Origin of the sequence: Planococcus sp. 107-1 (assembly GCF_021513255.1) — a bacterium.
Classification (GTDB): Bacteria; Bacillota; Bacilli; order Bacillales_A; family Planococcaceae; genus Planococcus.
This window is the reverse complement of the sequence record NZ_CP090977.1, coordinates 2019670-2038273: the sequence shown is the minus strand read 5'-3', so window position 1 is coordinate 2038273 and position 18604 is coordinate 2019670. Positions and strand designations below refer to the sequence as shown.

Below are 18604 nucleotides of genomic sequence, written 5' to 3'. Positions count from 1 at the left end.
TTATAGTATAATCCATTGTGGTGCACTACTTATTTATGCAACACGAAGGAGGTAACTTGAATGTCTACATGGATTTGGATCGTAATCGTTATCGTGGCTTTGCTCGCCGGTGTTGCGCTTGGCTTTTTCATCGCTCGTCAATACATGATGAAGTATTTGCAGGACAACCCGCCGATTAACGAAGAAATGCTGCGAATCATGATGATGCAGATGGGGCAAAAACCATCACAGAAAAAAATCAATCAAATGATGGCTCAAATGAATAAAGCGTCAACTAAACCTGGAAAACCAGCTAAAAAATAAAAAGCGCTCACATTGAGCGCTTTTTTGTTTGGATAAAAGTACTTCTGGAACCAGTTTTAAAAACAAAAAGAGAGAAATTTCTTTATAAAGTGGTTTTTTCTGTTTCAGAAGCAGCAAAACCATATTCCGTTAAAAATTCGGCTACCGTTTGTTCATAAGCTTCTGGGTTTTTATTGAAAGATTGGGCATGCCCGCCTTCTTCGAAGAATTTCAGTTTTTTATCACCGGGTTTTAAATCATACATTTCCTGTGTCATGGCCGGCAAGATAAAATCGTCTTGCAGGCTATGAATGAATAGAACCGGTTTATTAATCTGTCTAACCGCTTCTCGCGGCGATACGGTGCTGATGGAATAGCCATCTCGCAGTTTTAGGAAAACGCTGGCCACTCGCAAAGCAATCGTTGTTCTAAAAGGCGTCGTCGTTCTCATGACGTGAAGTAACTGTTCCGAGATATCTGAATAGCCGCAGTCGGATATATAGAAATTAGCCGAGTCTTCCATGCCGGCATAGAGGAGCGTTGTAGCGGCGCCCATTGATTCTCCGTGGATGCCAAAAACGACGTCAGCCCCCGCATGCAGTTTCAAAGCAGCGACAACCGCTTTCAGATCGGTTTTTTCATAATGGCCGAAACTGGTGGTTTTCCCGCCAGAATCGCCGTGGCGGCGATGGTCATAGACGACCGAATTGTATCCAAGTCGCTCAAACATCCGGGCATATTTAAAGGAATTCACTTTTGATTCTGTTACGCCATGGCAAATGATGACATAGCGATTTGTTTGATGCGGCTCCAAAAAAATCGCTTTGATGGGGTAGCCGTTTTCGGAATCGATCCATTTCTCGGTTTTATTGGCAGTTGCGTACCAATGTTCGTCAATTCGTTTTGCCGTGGTTTCACGTTCTAAGATCAATTGGTCATCTTTTATCTGCATATACATAATGCGGTTTGATAAGGCGATGCCAAATACCGTCATTGTGGCTGCTAAAATACTAGAAGCAGCCCCGGTTGCCCACAATAATTTTTTCTTCAAGTAAATCGGCTCCTCACACTTGGTTCTTATAGAGGCTATACATCCCAGTTTGGACCGGATTGGATATATGATGCTCGATTTTTTGGACGGCATCGCATAATTGGTCAAGATCGATGCCCGTGTCGACGCCCATGCGATGCAACATATTGACGACGTCCTCAGTCGCGACGTTGCCTGTAGCGCCTGGAGCAAATGGACATCCGCCTATGCCGCCAGCCGAACTGTCAAACCGCGTAACGCCGGCATGCAGAGCAGCATAAATGTTCGCTAATGCCATTTTCCGCGTGTCGTGGAAATGGGCAGCGATGAGCGTATCCGGGAATGCTTCCATGATTTTCTTGAACAATGCATAACTTTCATTAGGTGCTGCCATACCGATCGTATCGGCAACACTCAACTCATCAACTCCCCAATCGACAAATTGCTGGCAGAGGGCAAGCGTTGCTTCTGGATCAATCGCCCCTTCAAAAGGGCAATAGAAAGCTGTAGAAATGCAGGCTCTGACGAAAATGGCTTGCTCTTTTAGCATCGCGACAAGCGGCTTTAATGCATCCATGCTTTCTGAAGTGGTCTTATTGATATTCTTTTTATTGAACGAATTGGAAACGCCGACAAATACGGCAATGGCTTTAGCTCCGGAATCCAAAGCTGCTTGAATTCCTTTTTCGTTTGGCGCTAACACAAATTGACGGCCTTGTTTTTGGGTGTTTGCCATAATGTCTTTTGCATCTGCCATCTGCGGAACCCATTTCGGCGATACGAAAGAAGTGAGTTCCATTTCTTGAATGCCGGAATTTTGAAGCCCTTCGATAAATTGCAGTTTAAAGTCCGTTGCCACGATGCGCCCTTCGTTTTGAAGTCCATCGCGCGGACCAACCTCGATAATTGTTGCATTTTTTGGTAAACTGAACATAGTATCCCCCCTACCTATCATTGTATAGAGAATGGGGATAAAAGAGCAACCAGTAAACGCCAACAAGGGGGAAATCATGTGTCACAAGAAATCGTAATTGTCAGCGCCGTTCGTACGGCAATCGGGTCGTTCCAAGGGGCCTTGAAAGACGTGCCTGCAACAGAATTAGGGGCTATCGTCATTAAAGAGGCTGTGGATAAAGCGGGAATCTCTGCAGATCAAATTTCCGAAGTCATCATGGGCAATGTACTGCAGGCGGGACTTGGGCAAAATCCAGCCAGACAAGCTTCGATCAAAGCGGGCTTGCCTGAAACCGTGCCAGCGATGACGATCAATAAGGTCTGCGGATCTGGTTTGAAAGCGGTGCATTTAGCTTACCAGGCAATTTATGCGGGGGATGCAGAAATTGTAGTGGCCGGCGGAATGGAAAATATGAGCCAAGCTCCTTATTTATTGCAAAATGCCCGGAGCGGGTTCCGGATGGGCGATCAGAAAGTCATTGACAGCATGATTGTTGATGGACTGACTTGTGCGTTTAACGATTACCACATGGGCATTACGGCTGAAAACCTTTGCGATCGCTATGGCATTATGCGCGAAGAGCAAGATGAATTCTCAGCCCGTTCTCAGGCACGTGCGGCGGCCGCCATCGATGCTGGCCGCTTTGATGATGAAATTGTACCTGTGGAAATTCCACAGCGCAAAGGGGAGCCTGTCATTTTCAAGACCGATGAATACGTGAAACGTGATTCCACTGCTGAAAAATTAGGGAAATTGCGTCCAGCCTTCAAAAAAGACGGCAGTGTGACTGCTGGAAATGCATCAGGCATCAACGACGGAGCAGCAGCTGTGGTCGTAATGTCTAGAGCAAAAGCGGAAGAATTGGGCTTAACGCCGCTTGCGGTCATTGCGGCAAATGGAAATGCAGGAGTAGATCCTGCAGTCATGGGCATCGGCCCTGTGCAAGCAGTTAAAAATGCATTGAAAAAAGCGGATATGGAGTTAGCGGACATCGAATTGATTGAAGCGAATGAAGCATTTGCTGCCCAGTCGATTGCAGTGGATCGTGAACTCGCCTTCAACCACGATATATTAAATGTGAATGGCGGTGCGATTGCACTTGGCCATCCGATTGGTGCCAGTGGCGCACGTGTCTTCGTTTCCTTGCTTCATGAAATGAAGAAGCGCGATGCGAAAACCGGTCTTGCCACTTTATGCATCGGCGGCGGCCAAGGCGTTGCAACCATCGTAAAACGTCCTTAAGGAGAGAACAGCATGGCGAAGAAAAGAGAAGAGACATCGAGCAATTTACCGGAAGATATTTTGGCGAAACTAAAAGAAACCAAAAAAGAACTGGTGAAAGAAGAACAAAAACGTGCAGAAGAAAAACATGCACAGGAGCTGTTTGAGCGGAAAGAACGCGAAAAGAATTTGTCATTCGCTGAACTTCTTGAACGGCACGGGGACAAAGGAAATAAATTTTAAATTGTTTAAGGAACTTTCTATTCCCCGTTGGGGGCGGAAAGTTCCTTTTTTCTTGTATTGAAGAAGGATAAATTAAAGCAGCAAGCAGAAAATCCAGTCAAAAGAAAAGGTGCAATTTGGAGAAAACAACTAGAAACCGCAATTGAAGCGCTTACAGTGAAAAAAGTCAGAAAAAGTTCACAGAAAAGACTGAGAATTTGAAGAAATATGTTACGATGGGGAGAAATAATTTTAGTGGAGATGGTGTTGCATATGACAAAAAGAATGACTGCAGAAAAAGAGCGCGAAATAAAAGTCCCTAAAGTAACGGTTGAAGACATCGTCATCGCCAATCAGGCATTAAAAGACGTTGTCCTTAAAACGCCGCTGCAAAAAAACGAAATTCTTTCGGCCAGATACGGCTGCAACGTTTTTTTGAAACGTGAAGACCTGCAAGTGGTCCGTTCGTTTAAACTGCGCGGCGCTTACAATTTCATCTGCAGCCTCAACGAAGAAGAGCGGCGTCTTGGTGTTGTCTGTGCCAGTGCGGGGAACCATGCGCAGGGAGTAGCTTATTCATGCTTCAAACTGGGCATTGAAGGAAAGATTTTCATGCCTTTGACTACTCCGCGCCAAAAAGTTTCCCAGGTGGAGCGGTTCGGCGGAGATAAAGTTTCAGTTGTATTGATTGGCGATACTTTCGATGATTCCTATACTTCTGCGATTAGCTATTGCACTTCTGAAAACAAAGTATTCGTCCATCCTTTCGATAATGAAAAAATCATTGCGGGGCAAGGGACAGTGGCGATGGAAATCTTGAATGATATGCAAGCACCGGTGGATTATTTATTTTGTGCCATCGGCGGAGGCGGCTTAGCTTCCGGGATGGGCTCGTATTTAAAAGGGGTCAGCCCATCGACGAAACTTGTCGGAGTAGAGCCTGAAGGAGCACAAGGAATGCGGACATCAATGGACCGCGGCCAAGTGACTCGGCTAGAATCCATTGACACATTTGTAGACGGAGCGGCCGTCAAACAAGTCGGCGATCTGACTTTGCAGATCTGCCAAAACGTGGTGGACCAGGTTTCAATCATTCCGGAAGGGCGCGTGTGCACGACGATTTTACAGCTTTACAATGAAAATGCCATTGTTGTTGAGCCGGCCGGAGCCCTTGCAATTGCGGCACTTGAACAGCACCAAGAAGAGATCAAAGGGAAGAACGTTGTTTGTGTAATCAGCGGCGGCAATAACGATATCGAGCGTATGCAGGAAATCAAAGAACGTTCGCTGATCCATGAAGGCTTAAAGCATAATTTCATTGTCACCTTCCCACAGCGGGCCGGAGCGCTCCGGAAGTTTATGGAGCAAGTACTCGGTGAAAATGACGATATCACCCATTTTGAATACACGAAACGCACGAATCGTGAAGCGGGTCCGGTAGTAGTGGGCATTGAATTGCAGTCAAAAGAAGATTATTTCCCGCTCGTCCAGCGGATGGCTGAACAAGGCTTTCCTTTTGTTGAAATCAACCACGATCCCTTGCTATTCAATTTATTAATTTAATCGCACGCAGGCTGAACTCGTAAAAGTTTGGCTTGCGTGTTTTTTTATTGGCTGAAATTGTTTATGGCCGTTCGAGAGAAGGAAAATGAAAGAGGTAAAGACCAAACTGAGGAGGGACGGTATGTTTGAACATAAAGCTGGAACCTATGTTGTCGAATTGTTGAAAGAGTGGGGAGTCGATCATCTATACGGAATGCCTGGAGATTCCATCAATGAGTTTATGGAAGAGTTAAGGAAAGAAGAGTCTATTCGCTTCATCCAAATTCGACATGAAGAAACCGGTGCGCTCGCAGCTGCCGCTTATTCGAAACTCACTGGCAAAATCGGTGTCTGCATGTCGATTGCCGGTCCTGGTGCAGTTCATCTTCAAAACGGCCTGTACGATGCCAAAAAAGATAAAACACCAGTTCTTGCGATTGTGGGACAAGTAGAAAGCGGAAAAGTGGGCACGGACAACTTCCAAGAACTCCAACTTGAATCCATGTTTGAAGACGCAGCTGTATACAACCGCCGTGTCCACCGGGCTGAACAATTGCCGGATATGCTGAACCAAGCGATCCGAACGGCTTACGCTGAAAAAGGGCCAGCTGTGTTGATTGTTTCAGACGATTTGTTCAGCACAAAAATTAAGCGGGAGAAAGAACTCAGTTCGGCAGTCTACTCGTCGCCGAAAATAAGAGGCTCTGAAGAAGATTTGCAGAAAGCTTTAGACTTAGTCGCGGCTTCAAATAAGCCGATTATTTTGGCTGGAAAAGGGGCAAAACAAGCAGTGCCTGAACTGTTGGCATTAGCAGAAAAAATTAAAGCCCCGCTCATTGCTTCGCTGCCGTCAAAAGGGATGATCCCGGAAAACCATCCTCATTATCTTGGCCAATTGGGCCAGCTCGGAACAGAACCCGCAAAAGAAGCAATGAAAGGAGCGGATTTGTTGATTTTAGCGGGCACCTCGTATCCTTACCGTGATTATTTGCCAGACAATGCCCCTGCGATTCAAATTGATATCGAACCGCGTGTCTTAGGCAAATACTATCCTTCGACCGTTGGAATCGTATCAGACGCGAAGTTTGCACTTGCTTGGCTAGCAGAGCATAGCAGTGAAAAAGAAGGGCATTATTTGGAGGAGTTCCAAGAAAAACAACGAAAATGGAATGAAAAGCTGCAAGAAGATATGCGTCAGCAAACGGAAACATTGCAGCCTCCACAGGTACTCGCAGAAATCCAACATGTCTTGGAGAAAGATGCCATAATTTCTTTAGATGTGGGGAGTGTGACCATATGGGCTGCGCGCTATTTAAAACTGGATGGCCAAGCACTGATCACTTCCGCCTGGTTAGCAACGATGGGCTGTGCACTGCCAGGGGCAATTGCTGCAAAAATTGCCTATCCTGATAAACAAGTGAGGGGTATTGTCGGAGATGGTGGATTCTCAATGGGTATGCAAGATTTCGTGACGGCAGTGAAATATCGTCTGCCGATGACGCTTGTTGTATTTAATAATCAAAAAATCCAATTGATTGAACATGAACAACAGGAAATTGGCAATGAGCCAACCAATGTAGAACTCGGCAATATCGATTTTGCCGCTTTTGCCACTGCCTGCGGAGGAGTAGGCTTTACTGCAAAAACAAAAGCGGAACTGAAAGAGGCATTAGCGAAAGCGAAAGGCTCATCTAAACCTGTAGTCATTGATGTTTTTGTGGAAGATGTATCACCGGAAACAAAATAACTAGCCAAAATGCATGAAGAGAGGAAGAAATCCATGGAACAAAAGATCAAAGCATTCGGATTCTACCAACCGGGAGATCGGACAAAACCGCCGGAATTCGTTTCCGAAAACATGCCAAAACCTTCGGTCACTGGAAAAGATTTATTAGTGGAAGTAAAAGCGATTTCTGTCAATCCGACAGATTTGCGGACTCGAGATGCAAAAAAGGACGATGATGATTCGTTTACGATTGTAGGGAGGGATGTAGCGGGCATCGTGGTGGAAACTGGAGAAGACTGTGAATTGTTTGGAGTCGGCGATGAAGTATTTTACGCTGGAACCAATAATCGACCGGGTGGCCATAGTGAACTGCATGTAGTGGATGAGAGGATTGTCGGCAAAAAACCGGAACGATTGGATTTTGCTCATGCGGCCGCTCTGCCATTAACGAGTTTGACGGCATGGGAAGCCTTATTTGACCGACTAGGGGTCTCACACGAGGCGAATGAAAATAAGGGTAAAACCATTTTAATTATTGGTGCAGCAGGTGGAGTAGGGTCAATTGCTGTTCAAATGGCGAAGTTGGCTGGGCTGAAAGTGATCGGCACTGCTTCACGGCAAGAGACAACGGATTGGGCAAAAGAGCATGGCGCAGATATGGTCATCAATCACCACGAGGAATTGATGCCTCAACTCAAAGAGCAAGGGTTAAAAGCGGTGGACTACATCTTTTGCCTTTCCGATCCAGATGGGCATATGGCGAATATGGCAGAAGTGATAGCTCCTCAAGGGAAAATTTGTTCCATTTTGCCGCTGCAAAAACCGCTCGACATGCAGCTTTTTGCAAAAAGCGCCACTTTTGCCTATGAGTTGATGTATACACGCTCTGTTTACCAAACGGCAGATATGGCAGACCAGCATAAAGCCTTGAATCGTATTAGTGAATGGGCAGATGAAGGCTCAATCGTTTCGACAATGGCCAATCAGTTGAAGCCGCTCAATGCCAATACGTTAAAAGAGGCTTATGAACAATTATTAACAAACCGGACAATTGGCAAGATTGTGGTTGAAGGCCCATTTGAAGGATAAATTATGCAGCCTGTGAATTACACAGGCTGCATGTTAATTGGAAAAGCCTTTGACAAAAATTTTTAATTATTGTACATTGTCTTATGGACGAACAATAACGAAATAATTATATTTATTATTCGTATTTAGGAGTGTATAACATGGAAAATGTATTTGATTACGAAGATATTCAATTAATTCCTGCAAAAGCGGTGGTGAATAGCCGTTCACAATGCGACACATCTGTTGAATTCGGAGGACGTACTTTTAAATTGCCGGTCGTACCTGCAAATATGCAGACGATCATTGACGAAAAGATTGCCATCAACCTTGCAGAAAATAATTATTTTTATATTATGCACCGTTTCCAGCCTGAAACAAGACTAGGTTTTGTGAAAGATATGCAAGCACGCGGTTTATATGCATCGATTAGCGTTGGCGTTAAGCCGGAAGAATATGAATTTGTGGAGCAGTTGGCAGCTCAACAGCTTGTTCCGGAATATATCACGATTGATGTTGCCCACGGGCATGCAAACTCAGTGATTGAAATGATTCAATACATAAAAAAACGATTGCCTGCGAGTTTTGTCATCGCTGGGAATGTTGGGACGCCTGAAGCAGTGCGTGAGCTCGAACATGCAGGAGCTGATGCTACAAAAGTTGGAATTGGTCCTGGGAAAGTTTGTATTACGAAGATCAAAACGGGCTTTGGAACAGGCGGTTGGCAATTGGCGGCACTTCGCTGGTGTGCGAAAGCTGCAACAAAACCGATTATTGCCGACGGGGGTATCCGCACGCACGGAGATATTGCGAAATCAGTGCGTTTTGGCGCCTCAATGGTGATGATCGGTTCGTTGTTTGCTGGCCATGAAGAATCACCTGGACAAACAGTTGAGACCGACGGCAAACTCTACAAAGAGTATTTTGGATCAGCTTCAGAATTTCAAAAAGGCGAGAAGAAAAACGTTGAAGGCAAGAAAATGTTCGTAGAGTATAGAGGATCTTTACAGGATACTTTAGTCGAAATGGAGCAAGATCTGCAATCAGCTATTTCTTACGCCGGAGGAGATAAATTGAGCGCCATCCGCACGGTAGATTATGTCATTGTAAAAAATTCCATTTTCAATGGAGATAAAGTATATTAATCGCCTTATCGTAATGTAAATAGGCTCCGGTAGATAAGCATGAGCAGGGGCAACTAAATAGTTTCTTCAAGAAAAGACAGCCTTAGAGGGCTGTCTTTTTTTATTCGTTATATTTAATAAATGCTTAAATAAAGTTAAAATAGAAGGGAAGTTAGAATAGTTTAAATATTCTTTCAATAAGTATTGATTTCTAATGAAAGCGCTTTTATAATGAATGTATTAACATATGTTACATGTGAGAACATATGTAAAAGAATGGAGGGGTTCTTTTGTGGGGATGGTTTATAGCTGTATTTGCGGGAGTATGGCTGCTTCAAATCATGATGACGAAAATTCAAATGAAAAACTATCAGCTGACCATTAAAAAGATGAGTAAACGGCCATCAGGCTATCTGGGGGTAGGAATCCAAAAGCAAAAATTAGGGATAGGCGTAATTGCTGTAGTAGTTGTAGACGACAATGGAGTTATTCTTGAAAGCCAATTAATGAAAGGCGTTACGGTCTTTAGCCGATTTGAACCTTATACAGATTACAACGGTCTTCATATGGAAGAGATTAAAAACAAAGCGAAAGACGAATCAGTCGCCCAAGCATTTAAAATGGCATTTGAAAAAATTGAAAGCCAAATGGAAAAGAAAACTATTATGGCTGTCTAAGGAGGAAGGAAAATGGACTTTTTAGATTCAATCATGAACTTTTTAGTTAAACTTGCTGAAGGCTTTATCGGCATGTTCCAAGCAGGGGCTGATACATTTACGGGCTTAGTTACAGGAATCATCCCTTTGCTGATTGTATTGATTACGGCCATCAACGCGCTGATCCGGATGATTGGTGAAGAACGGATCAATCGGCTAGCACGCCGAAGCACGAAAAATATCATTCTGCGCTACACCCTTTTCCCGGTTTTGGCAGTTTTCTTTTTGACAAATCCGATGGCTTATACATTTGGGAAGTTTCTTCCGGAAAAACAAAAACCGGCTTTTTACGACTCAGCTGTATCATTTGTCCATCCGATTACAGGCTTATTCCCACACGCAAACCCAGCTGAATTGTTCGTGTATCTGGGCATATCCGCAGGAATCACTACATTAGGGTTATCGCTTGGACCGTTGGCGATCCGCTTTTTCTTAGTTGGGATCATTGTTATTTTGATCCGTGGAATCGTAACAGAAATTATTACAGTTCGCATGATGAAAGCGAAAGGCATGGAAGTATAAAGGCTATGGCAGTGCTCAATTGAAAAGGGGGCTAGTAACATGACAAATACGCATGCACCATTAAATTTCAAAGCGATTTCCGTCACGAAAGGCAGAGGCGGCTGGGGTGGACCGCTGACCATTCGGCCAAACGAAGAGCAGCGTTATATCGTTTCAGTCACTGGAGGTGGAATACATCCAGTGGCTGAAGAAATTGCGCGTTTAACTGGAGCGGAAGCCGTCGACGGTTTTAAAGCATCTTATGCAAAAGAAACGATGGCTTGCGTCATTATTGACTGCGGCGGTACAGCTCGTTGCGGAGTGTATCCGAAAATGGGCATATTGACGATCAATGTCAATCCAACTTCGCCTTCAGGGCCGCTGATGAAATTCATTAATGAAGAAAACTTCGTTTCGGGTGTGACAGTGTCTGATATTAGTGCCTCAGCAGCCCCTTATGAAGATCCAGATCAACTGAAAAAGGCGGTCGATGAAGTCGAAGCGCCAGCTGTTCAAAAAACGCCGCAGGAAATCAAAGAAGAAGCAAAACGAAAAGCTGCAGAAAATTACAAGCAGCCTAAGAAAATGAATATTATTGAAAAAGTGGGGCGCGGCGCCGGAAAAGTAGTAGGGGTACTTTACCAAGCTGGACGTGAAACCGTGGATCAAGTACTAAAAAATATCCTGCCATTCATGGCTTTTGTCAGTATGCTGATCGGGATCATCACATTTACCGGTATAGGAGATCTCATTGCAAACTTTGTCTCGCCGCTTGCAGGCAATATTTTCGGTTTACTTATTCTTTCCGTGATTTGTGCCTTGCCGATTCTTTCCCCGCTGCTGGGTCCAGGGGCCGTCATTGCCCAAGTAGTAGGGGTGTTGGTCGGTGTTGAAATCGGCCGCGGAAATATACCGCCAGCTTTGGCGCTTCCGGCCTTATTTGCGATCAACCCGCAAGTTGGGGCTGATTTTGTACCGGTTGGTTTGACACTTGGGGAAGCTGAGCCGGAAACGATTGAAGTCGGGGTTCCGGCAGTGTTGATTTCTCGGATGATCACTGGGCCGCTTGCGGTAGTCATCGCTTATCTATTCAGCTTTGGATTGTACAGTTAATTTAAAGGGGGCAACTAGGTGGAGAATGTCATGATAAAAAAATACGAAGCTAAAATTATCGAAATCGGGGAAGAAGTGGAGATTTTCTCAGAAGAAAATATGATGGTCATTTTTAATGATACCGTGCCGATCGAATTAAGGTCATTTGGGGTCATTCATGAAAAGGTTCGTCTTCTAGAGGAGATTGAAAGCGGAGACGTCCTTGAAATTGCAGGTGAACCATACGATATTTTATTTGTAGGAAGCAAAGTGAACGATACGTTAAAAGAAATCGGCCATTGCACGATTTCGTTCAATGGAGAAACGTCGGCTGATTTACCGGGGACGATGTGTGTGGAGAAAAAAGCCATGCCTAAAATGGCAGTGGGAGCACTAATTCAGATTTATAAAGCCTGACAAAGAGGAGACTGAAAAATGCTTGGGATAAACAGGAAACTTCAAGAGTTGGAGCAGAAAGGAACCATCATAAAAGTCGGCCTCGTAGGTGCAGGGCAAATGGGAAGAGGTATGGTTTCGCAAATAGAGAGCATGGCAGGTATGCGTGTCGTCATTACAGCCGACATTCAACTGGAAAATGTGACAAGTGCTTATGCAAAATCAGGTGTTGCCGTTTCTGATATTATCAAAACAGATCAGACAGCAGAAGCTTCAGAAGCTGTAAAAGCCGGTAAAGTGGTAGCGACGACAGATGCGCGGCTCGTCACTGAGCTCCCTGAAGTGGATGTTATCGTTGACGCCACGGGTGTTCCGGACATCGGAGCTAAAATTGCATGGGACGCCATTCTGAATAAAAAACACATCGTCATGTTGAATGTGGAGGCAGATGTTACCATCGGACCATTGCTTAAGAAGATGGCTGATGCGAGCGGCGTTGTCTACACCGGAACAGCTGGAGACGAACCGGGTGCCATTATGGAGCTCTATGATTTTGCAGATGCGCTCGGCTTCGAGGTAGTGGCACTTGGAAAAGGAAAAAACAATCCGCTTAATCTAGCAGCAAATCCAGATACGGCTGCTGAAGAAGCTGCGAGAAAAGGCGCGAGTCCCAAAATGCTTGCCTCTTTCCAAGATGGTACAAAAACTATGGTAGAAATGACGGCTGTCGCAAACGCCACAGGTTTTCTTCCGGATGTACCAGGAATGCATGGCTTTGTCAGTGACGTAAAAGGCCTTCCGGAACTTTTCAAATTGAAAGAGCAAGGCGGAAAAGTGGGCCATAAAAAAGTTGTCGAGTATATCAATGGGATTGCGCCTGGCGTCTTTGCGATCATTGCATCAGAAAAAGAAGAAGTAAATCACGAAATGCATTATTTGAGCATGGGTGAAGGCCCGAATTACGTGCTTTATCGCCCTTACCACCTTACCAGCTTGGAAACGCCGATCTCCATTGCGAGAGCGTTCCTTTACAATGAAGCGACCATCGCGCCTTGGAAAGGGCTGCAGGCGGAGACTGTGGCGGTAGCCAAAACAGACTTGGAAGAAGGCCAATTTTTAGACAGCATTGGCGGGTTTACGGTTTACGGCAGTATTCTATCGGCACAAGAAGCAAAAAGCAAAGATGCCTTGCCGATGGGACTAGTGGACCGGAATGTCCAATTGAAGCGCTCTATTAAAAAAGGTGAAATTATTGCGTATGAGGATGTCGTTCAGACAAAAGAATCAACGATTTGGCGGCTGCGCCGGATGCAAGATGATATGTTAGCGGGAAAAGAGCAAAAGGTACACCCGATCAATGTCTGAAACAGATGAAGAGATCGATTTGTAAAATTGATCCTATTCGGCTTGTAGAGAAGGCAAACAACGGAGCGAGAAGGTGTTCAAATATGAAAGTGAAAAAGATGGAAGCTGGTTTATACTGTACAAATTGCAAAGAAGAAGTCGATCATGAGATCACTTACATCAATAGCGATATGAAAACCATAAAGTGTTTGCAATGCGGCCGGACGAAGGAATTGAAAGTGGATTTAAAAAAGAGTTTTACCGGGAAATATATGAGCGCATTGCAACTAAACCGAAACGGGTGACGAAAGAGTCAAAAGAGGGAATTGGCCACCTTTTATTTTCTCTTCCGGTCCGGACCATAAAAAAACCATACCGGATATTAAAAGACGTTAATTCTTCGAGAAAAGTGATGCAGACTTATAAAATGAAAAAGACCAAAAAATAATGTGCTCCTATAAAATGCTGGACTGCTCCTAATGAGAGTGGTTCAGCCTTTTTACTGCTTGACTAATTAACTGAAAAGTCTTAATATATTACATATGTAACTATAGTGAACATATGTAAATAGGGGGAATGAAAATGAATCAGCTATTGAATTTACCATCAGGCGTGGAAGGAAAAGATTTACCGGCTTTACTTAAGCAGATGTGGCTCATTCGGTACTTTGAAGAAAAAGTGGATGAGTTTTTTGCGAAAGGGATGATTCACGGAACGACCCATTTAGCAGTAGGGCAGGAAGCCTCAGCCGTTGGAGCAATTGCTGTATTAGAAGATCGGGATAAGATTACCAGTACGCACAGAGGCCATGGCCACTGCATTGCCAAAGGGGCTGAAGTCAACCGGATGATGGCTGAATTGTTCGGACGCACCACGGGATATTGCAAAGGGAAAGGCGGCTCGATGCATATTGCGGATGTTGAAAGGGGCAATTTAGGGGCAAATGGAATTGTTGGAGGTGGATTTTCGATTGCTGCCGGTGCTGCATTGACTTCGCAGCTGAAAAAAGAAGGCTATGTTGTGCTTTGCTTTTTTGGAGATGGAGCTTCGAATGAGGGAAGTTTTCATGAGGCGGTCAATTTGGCATCGATTTGGAAGTTGCCGGTAGTGTTCATTTGCGAAAACAATCAATATGGCATGTCAGGTCCTGCAAAAGAAATGATGAATGTCGAAGACGTGGCAAAGCGAGCTGAAGCTTACGGGATTCCGGGGAAAATTGTTGACGGCAATGATGTATTGGATGTTATGAACGGTGTGGGCGAGGCTGTGGAACGGGCACGGAACGGAGAAGGACCGTCCATAGTGGAAGCCAAAACCTACCGCTGGAAAGGCCATTCTAAGAGTGATGCGAAAAAGTATCGTACTCGGGAAGAAGAACAGGAATGGCGGGCAAAAGATCCAATTGCGAGGCTCCGCAGTATATTGATCGAAGAAGGATTGCTAACCGAAGAGAGCGCAGATCAAATGAAAAATGAAGCGAAAAAGGAAATAGAGGATTCGGTGGAATTTGCCAAAAATAGCCCAATGCCGACACGCGATGATTTGATGGAAGACATTTACGCATAAGACGGAGCAAAGGGGAGTGGACGGGTTGAGAGAGCTAACGTATTTAGAGGCAGTGAGAGAAGCGATGAGCCAAGAGATGCGGGAAAATGAAGATGTCTTCATTTTAGGCGAAGACATTGGCGTATACGGCGGGGCTTTTGGCGTTACACGCGGAATGATTGAAGAATTTGGGCCCGAACGGATTCGCAATACGCCCATTTCAGAAGCGGCAATTTCGGGTACGGCAGTTGGAGCTGCCTTGACCGGTATGCGGCCGATTCTTGAACTTCAATTCTCTGATTTTATTACGATTGCAATGGACAATATGGTCAATCAAGCGGCAAAAATCCGCTATATGTACGGCGGCAAAGGGAAAGTGCCAATGGTGCTTCGCACGCCGGCTGGATCTGGAACAGGAGCAGCAGCGCAGCATTCTCAAAGTTTAGAAGCGTGGATGGCGCATGTGCCCGGTTTGAAAGTGGTGCAGCCTTCAACCGCATATGATGCAAAAGGTTTGCTGAAAGCGGCAATTGACGACGATAATCCCGTGATTTTTTATGAACATAAACTTTGTTATAAAACGAAGTCGGATGTTCCGGAAGAGCAGTATTCCATCCCTTTAGGCAAAGCGAATATTAAACGCGAAGGAAGAGATGTTACGATCGTCGCTACTGCCATTATGGTCCATAAAGCGCTTGAAGCAGCTGAAGAACTTGAAAAATCCGGCATCAGTGTCGAGATAATCGATCCCAGAACCTTGGTGCCACTTGATACAGAAACGATTATTGGGTCCGTCAAAAAAACGAGCCGCCTTGTCGTGGTTCACGAAGCGGTAAAACGGGGTGGATTCGGTGGGGAAATTGCCAGCATAATCGCAGAAAGTGAAGCATTTGACTATTTGGACGCTCCGATTAAACGTTTAGGCGGCAAAGCGGTGCCCATTCCCTATAATCCGGATCTTGAAAAAGCTGCAGTCCCTGGAGTGGACGATATCGTCTTAGCAGTAAAAGAAGTATTGAATCGATCGTAAGGGAGGAGGATCAGCCCGATGGCGAAAGAAATCTTCATGCCGAAACTAAGCAGCACCATGGAAGTGGGAACGTTGCTGCAATGGTTTAAAAACGAAGGGGATTCCGTTGAAGTGGGAGATCCGTTGTTTGAAATCATGACCGACAAAATCAATATCGAAGTGGAATCTTACGAGGAAGGCATCCTTTTAAAAAAGTATTTTGCCGAAGAGGATGAAATTCCGATAAATCATGTAATCGGGTATATCGGAGAGGCGGGTGAACATATTCCGGAGGCTCCTCCCGGAGAATCGGTTGCTGCAGTGCAGGACATTCTGAGTGACTCGCGGCAGCCGGCAATGCACGACTTGGAAGAAATAGAGATCAGTGAAACAACTACGATAAATGAAACCGGCGATACCGGCAATGAAAATTCACAGTCAGAAAAAATCCGGGCCACACCGGCAGCACGCAGAGTAGCTAAAGAACATAATATCGTACTTTCCGAAGTTCCTGGAACCGGGCCTAAGGGGAGGATCCACCAAAAGGATGTTGGAGACTTTTTGCAATCTGCACCAAAAGCAACTCCGCTTGCTAAAAAAGTGGCAGGAGCGGAAAGAATCGATTTGCACACGATAAATGGTTCGGGTCCTCAAGGAAAAATATACCGGGCAGATGTTGAAAAAATGAGGCAGCCATCAACCGCTTCTGAAACCGGCGGCAGACGGATGAAAATGGAAGGGATCCGAAAAGTTGTCGCAGAGCGCATGCTGCAGAGTAAAACGACAGCACCGCATGTCACATTGACGACAGAAGTGGATATGTCGGAAGCGATCCATTTGCGAAAGCAATTGCTGGGAACTATCGAAAAGCAGACGGGCTTCCGGCTTTCCTACACCGAAATTGTTTTAAAAGCGGTCGCCGCCTGTTTAAAGCGCCATAGAAATTTAAATGTTTCATTAGAAGGCAATGAAATCATCTTCCATGAAGAAATCAATCTAGGAATAGCTGTAGCTGTGGAAAACGGCTTGCTTGTACCGGTAGTCAAGGAAGCCGATCAAAAGGGCCTTTCGGATTTGACTGCAGAATGCAAACGCTTAGGAACGGCGGCTCGAAACAGCAACTTAAAGCCCCAGGAAATGTCGGGAGGCACATTCACTATCAGCAATCTGGGCATGTATGCCATTGATGCTTTTACCCCGGTCATCAACCAGCCAGAATCCGCTATTTTAGGGGTAGGGCGAATCAATGAAAAGCCAGTCGGACGAAACGGAGCCATCGAACTCCGGCCAATGATGGTACTTAGCCTATCGTTTGATCATCGCGTCATTGATGGTGCTCCAGCTGCCGCCTTTTTAACGAACTTGAAAGAAGTGCTCGAACAACCCTTTAAATTATTGGTTTAAGGAGTAGATTCCATTGGAAAATTATGAAGTCGTAGTGCTCGGTGGTGGTCCTGGAGGGTACGTAGCAGCTTTACGGGCAGCTAAACTTGGAAAAAAGGTGGCGCTTATCGAAGCGCGTGATCTTGGAGGTACTTGTTTAAACCGCGGATGCATTCCATCAAAAACCTTGCTTCGGCACGCAGAAGTGATTGAAACCATCGGAAAAGCGAAAGAGTGGGGAATTGAAACAGGACCTGTAACTTTTTCACTCACTAAAATGCTTGCTCGCAAAGATGCTGTTATTAAACAGTTAAGAAGCGGCATCGCCTATTTATTAAAAAAAGGTGAAATCAAAGTTTACAATGGTTTCGGAGAAGTGAGGAAGGACCGGACAATCGCTATCCGGAAGCAGGAGAAGGAAGTGCTTATCAGTGGCGACAACATTATTCTCGCTACCGGATCAAAACCGCTTGTTCCGCCGATTCCGGGCATAGAAAGTGCAGCCTATTTTACGAGCGACACCATTTTTGATATTGAGAAAATACCAGCATCCATGGTTATTGTAGGAGGCGGCATCATCGGAGTCGAATTGGCCAGTATTTTTGCCAGTCTGCAGGTTCGGGTCCATCTTATCGAGATGGGCGAAAGGGTTGTGCCGAGTGAGGAACCGGAAGCTTCTGAATTGCTCATGAAGTCTTTGGAAAAGAAAGGGATTACAGTTCTGGCGAATACAAAAGTAGTACAGATTGAACAGCGCGGATCCAATAAGTTTGTGGAAATAGAAAAAGAAAATAGCGATAAAGAAATAGTAGAGACAGAGACGATTTTGATGGCAGTCGGAAGAACCGCAAACACCTCTTCATTTTCTGAGTTGAATTTGGAGATAAATGGGCCATTTGTAAAAGTGGACAATCGGATGGCCACAAGCGAACCTGGAATTTACGCTATTGGAGACATTATTGGAGGGTGGCAGCTTGCCCATGTAGCAAGTGCGGAAGGATTAGTAGCTGCTGCGAATGCTGCAGGAGAAACAGAATACATGAATTATTCAATCGTGCCGAGATGTGTGTATACGAGTCCGGAAATTGCCAGTGTGGGCATGACAGAACGCGAAGCAAATCAGCAAGGTATTGACTATAAAATAATCAAAATCGATCATTCGAGCAACGGGAAAGCGTTGGCGCAAGATGAAAAAGAAGGCTTTACAAAGCTTATTGCTAGCAGACGGTACGGGGAAATTTTGGGTGTTTTGATGGTTGGTCCCCACGTAACGGAAATGATAGCAGAAGCTTCTGCTTTTATGCGCTTAGAAGGGACTGTCGAAGAACTGGCTTCTATGATTCATGCCCACCCCACTGTATCTGAAAGTGTATATGAAGCGGCAGCTTCATGGCTTGAAAAAGGCGTTCACCATTAATTGCCAGAAGTGGCCATTGCGTCCTATAATA

Annotated in this window: 19 protein-coding genes; 17 read left to right on the top strand and 2 right to left on the bottom strand. The window is 45.0% G+C overall.

Going from position 1 to position 18604, the window contains the following annotated elements:
- The first annotated feature begins 60 nt into the window (after positions 1-60).
- Positions 61-303, top strand: coding sequence for a YneF family protein (locus L0M13_RS10800; RefSeq protein ID WP_052651337.1), 243 nt, complete (start codon positions 61-63; stop codon positions 301-303).
- An 82-nt stretch (positions 304-385) separates the two neighbouring features.
- Here L0M13_RS10800 and L0M13_RS10795 read toward each other — a convergent pair whose 3' ends face one another.
- Positions 386-1333: an alpha/beta hydrolase gene (locus L0M13_RS10795; RefSeq protein ID WP_235196526.1), complete on the bottom strand. Its 948-nt coding sequence runs from the start codon at positions 1331-1333 to the stop codon at positions 386-388.
- Between the two features lie 13 nt (positions 1334-1346).
- Positions 1347-2246 (bottom strand): hydroxymethylglutaryl-CoA lyase, encoded by a 900-nt coding sequence (locus L0M13_RS10790; RefSeq protein ID WP_235196525.1) that lies wholly within the window; start codon positions 2244-2246, stop codon positions 1347-1349.
- A 78-nt stretch (positions 2247-2324) separates the two neighbouring features.
- Between L0M13_RS10790 and L0M13_RS10785 the strand changes: the two genes are divergently transcribed.
- The 16 genes from L0M13_RS10785 to lpdA all read left to right on the top strand — a co-directional run bounded on the left by L0M13_RS10785 (position 2325) and on the right by lpdA (position 18573).
- Positions 2325-3509: an acetyl-CoA C-acetyltransferase gene (locus L0M13_RS10785; protein WP_235196524.1), complete on the top strand. Its 1185-nt coding sequence runs from the start codon at positions 2325-2327 to the stop codon at positions 3507-3509.
- Positions 3510-3521: 12 nt separating this feature from the next.
- Entirely contained in the window at positions 3522-3731 is a 210-nt protein-coding gene (locus L0M13_RS10780) for a YqkE family protein (protein WP_235196523.1), read from the top strand.
- A 252-nt stretch (positions 3732-3983) separates the two neighbouring features.
- The gene (gene ilvA / locus L0M13_RS10775) at positions 3984-5273 is read left to right on the top strand and encodes a threonine ammonia-lyase IlvA (RefSeq protein WP_235196522.1); all 1290 of its coding nucleotides are present in this window, start codon (positions 3984-3986) and stop codon (positions 5271-5273) included.
- A gap of 121 nt (positions 5274-5394) precedes the next feature.
- Positions 5395-6999 carry a pyruvate oxidase gene (locus tag L0M13_RS10770; RefSeq protein ID WP_235196521.1) on the top strand — a complete coding sequence of 535 codons (1605 nt, stop codon included), beginning with the start codon at positions 5395-5397 and terminating at the stop codon, positions 6997-6999.
- A gap of 33 nt (positions 7000-7032) precedes the next feature.
- Positions 7033-8067 (top strand): zinc-binding alcohol dehydrogenase family protein, encoded by a 1035-nt coding sequence (locus tag L0M13_RS10765; RefSeq protein ID WP_235196520.1) that lies wholly within the window; start codon positions 7033-7035, stop codon positions 8065-8067.
- Positions 8068-8207: 140 nt separating this feature from the next.
- Positions 8208-9191, top strand: coding sequence for a GMP reductase (gene guaC / locus L0M13_RS10760; RefSeq protein WP_235196519.1), 984 nt, complete (start codon positions 8208-8210; stop codon positions 9189-9191).
- A gap of 269 nt (positions 9192-9460) precedes the next feature.
- A complete protein-coding gene (locus tag L0M13_RS10755) occupies positions 9461-9847 on the top strand; it encodes a transcriptional regulator GutM (protein WP_235196518.1) in 387 nt (128 codons plus the stop codon).
- Positions 9848-9880: 33 nt separating this feature from the next.
- Entirely contained in the window at positions 9881-10408 is a 528-nt protein-coding gene (locus L0M13_RS10750; RefSeq protein ID WP_235199311.1) for a PTS glucitol/sorbitol transporter subunit IIC, read from the top strand.
- Positions 10409-10447: 39 nt separating this feature from the next.
- Entirely contained in the window at positions 10448-11500 is a 1053-nt protein-coding gene (locus L0M13_RS10745) for a PTS glucitol/sorbitol transporter subunit IIB (RefSeq protein ID WP_235196516.1), read from the top strand.
- An 18-nt stretch (positions 11501-11518) separates the two neighbouring features.
- Positions 11519-11896 (top strand): PTS glucitol/sorbitol transporter subunit IIA, encoded by a 378-nt coding sequence (locus L0M13_RS10740; protein WP_235196514.1) that lies wholly within the window; start codon positions 11519-11521, stop codon positions 11894-11896.
- 18 nt (positions 11897-11914) lie between these two features.
- Positions 11915-13240, top strand: coding sequence for an NAD(P)H-dependent oxidoreductase (locus L0M13_RS10735; RefSeq protein WP_235196513.1), 1326 nt, complete (start codon positions 11915-11917; stop codon positions 13238-13240).
- A gap of 184 nt (positions 13241-13424) precedes the next feature.
- A complete protein-coding gene (locus tag L0M13_RS10730; RefSeq protein WP_235196510.1) occupies positions 13425-13667 on the top strand; it encodes a hypothetical protein in 243 nt (80 codons plus the stop codon).
- A gap of 134 nt (positions 13668-13801) precedes the next feature.
- Positions 13802-14785: a thiamine pyrophosphate-dependent dehydrogenase E1 component subunit alpha gene (locus tag L0M13_RS10725; RefSeq protein ID WP_311195556.1), complete on the top strand. Its 984-nt coding sequence runs from the start codon at positions 13802-13804 to the stop codon at positions 14783-14785.
- A gap of 25 nt (positions 14786-14810) precedes the next feature.
- Positions 14811-15794, top strand: a complete 984-nt coding sequence (locus L0M13_RS10720) for an alpha-ketoacid dehydrogenase subunit beta (protein ID WP_260107337.1) — start codon at positions 14811-14813, stop codon at positions 15792-15794.
- An 18-nt stretch (positions 15795-15812) separates the two neighbouring features.
- On the top strand, positions 15813-17177 hold the full coding sequence (locus L0M13_RS10715) for a dihydrolipoamide acetyltransferase family protein (protein ID WP_235196507.1): 1365 nt from the start codon (positions 15813-15815) through the stop codon (positions 17175-17177).
- A gap of 13 nt (positions 17178-17190) precedes the next feature.
- On the top strand, positions 17191-18573 hold the full coding sequence (gene lpdA, locus L0M13_RS10710; RefSeq protein WP_235196506.1) for a dihydrolipoyl dehydrogenase: 1383 nt from the start codon (positions 17191-17193) through the stop codon (positions 18571-18573).
- Positions 18574-18604: the final 31 nt, after the last annotated feature.

Coding starts and splice junctions, on each gene's coding strand:
- L0M13_RS10745 (WP_235196516.1), top strand. CDS start 10,448: ATGACAAATACGCATGCACCATTAAATTTCAAAGCGATTTCCGTCACG.
- L0M13_RS10715 (WP_235196507.1), top strand. CDS start 15,813: ATGGCGAAAGAAATCTTCATGCCGAAACTAAGCAGCACCATGGAAGTG.
- L0M13_RS10765 (WP_235196520.1), top strand. CDS start 7,033: ATGGAACAAAAGATCAAAGCATTCGGATTCTACCAACCGGGAGATCGG.
- ilvA (WP_235196522.1), top strand. CDS start 3,984: ATGACAAAAAGAATGACTGCAGAAAAAGAGCGCGAAATAAAAGTCCCT.
- L0M13_RS10790 (WP_235196525.1), bottom strand. CDS start 2,246: ATGTTCAGTTTACCAAAAAATGCAACAATTATCGAGGTTGGTCCGCGC.
- L0M13_RS10780 (WP_235196523.1), top strand. CDS start 3,522: ATGGCGAAGAAAAGAGAAGAGACATCGAGCAATTTACCGGAAGATATT.
- L0M13_RS10750 (WP_235199311.1), top strand. CDS start 9,881: ATGAACTTTTTAGTTAAACTTGCTGAAGGCTTTATCGGCATGTTCCAA.
- L0M13_RS10725 (WP_311195556.1), top strand. CDS start 13,802: ATGAATCAGCTATTGAATTTACCATCAGGCGTGGAAGGAAAAGATTTA.
- guaC (WP_235196519.1), top strand. CDS start 8,208: ATGGAAAATGTATTTGATTACGAAGATATTCAATTAATTCCTGCAAAA.
- L0M13_RS10800 (WP_052651337.1), top strand. CDS start 61: ATGTCTACATGGATTTGGATCGTAATCGTTATCGTGGCTTTGCTCGCC.
- L0M13_RS10735 (WP_235196513.1), top strand. CDS start 11,915: ATGCTTGGGATAAACAGGAAACTTCAAGAGTTGGAGCAGAAAGGAACC.
- L0M13_RS10770 (WP_235196521.1), top strand. CDS start 5,395: ATGTTTGAACATAAAGCTGGAACCTATGTTGTCGAATTGTTGAAAGAG.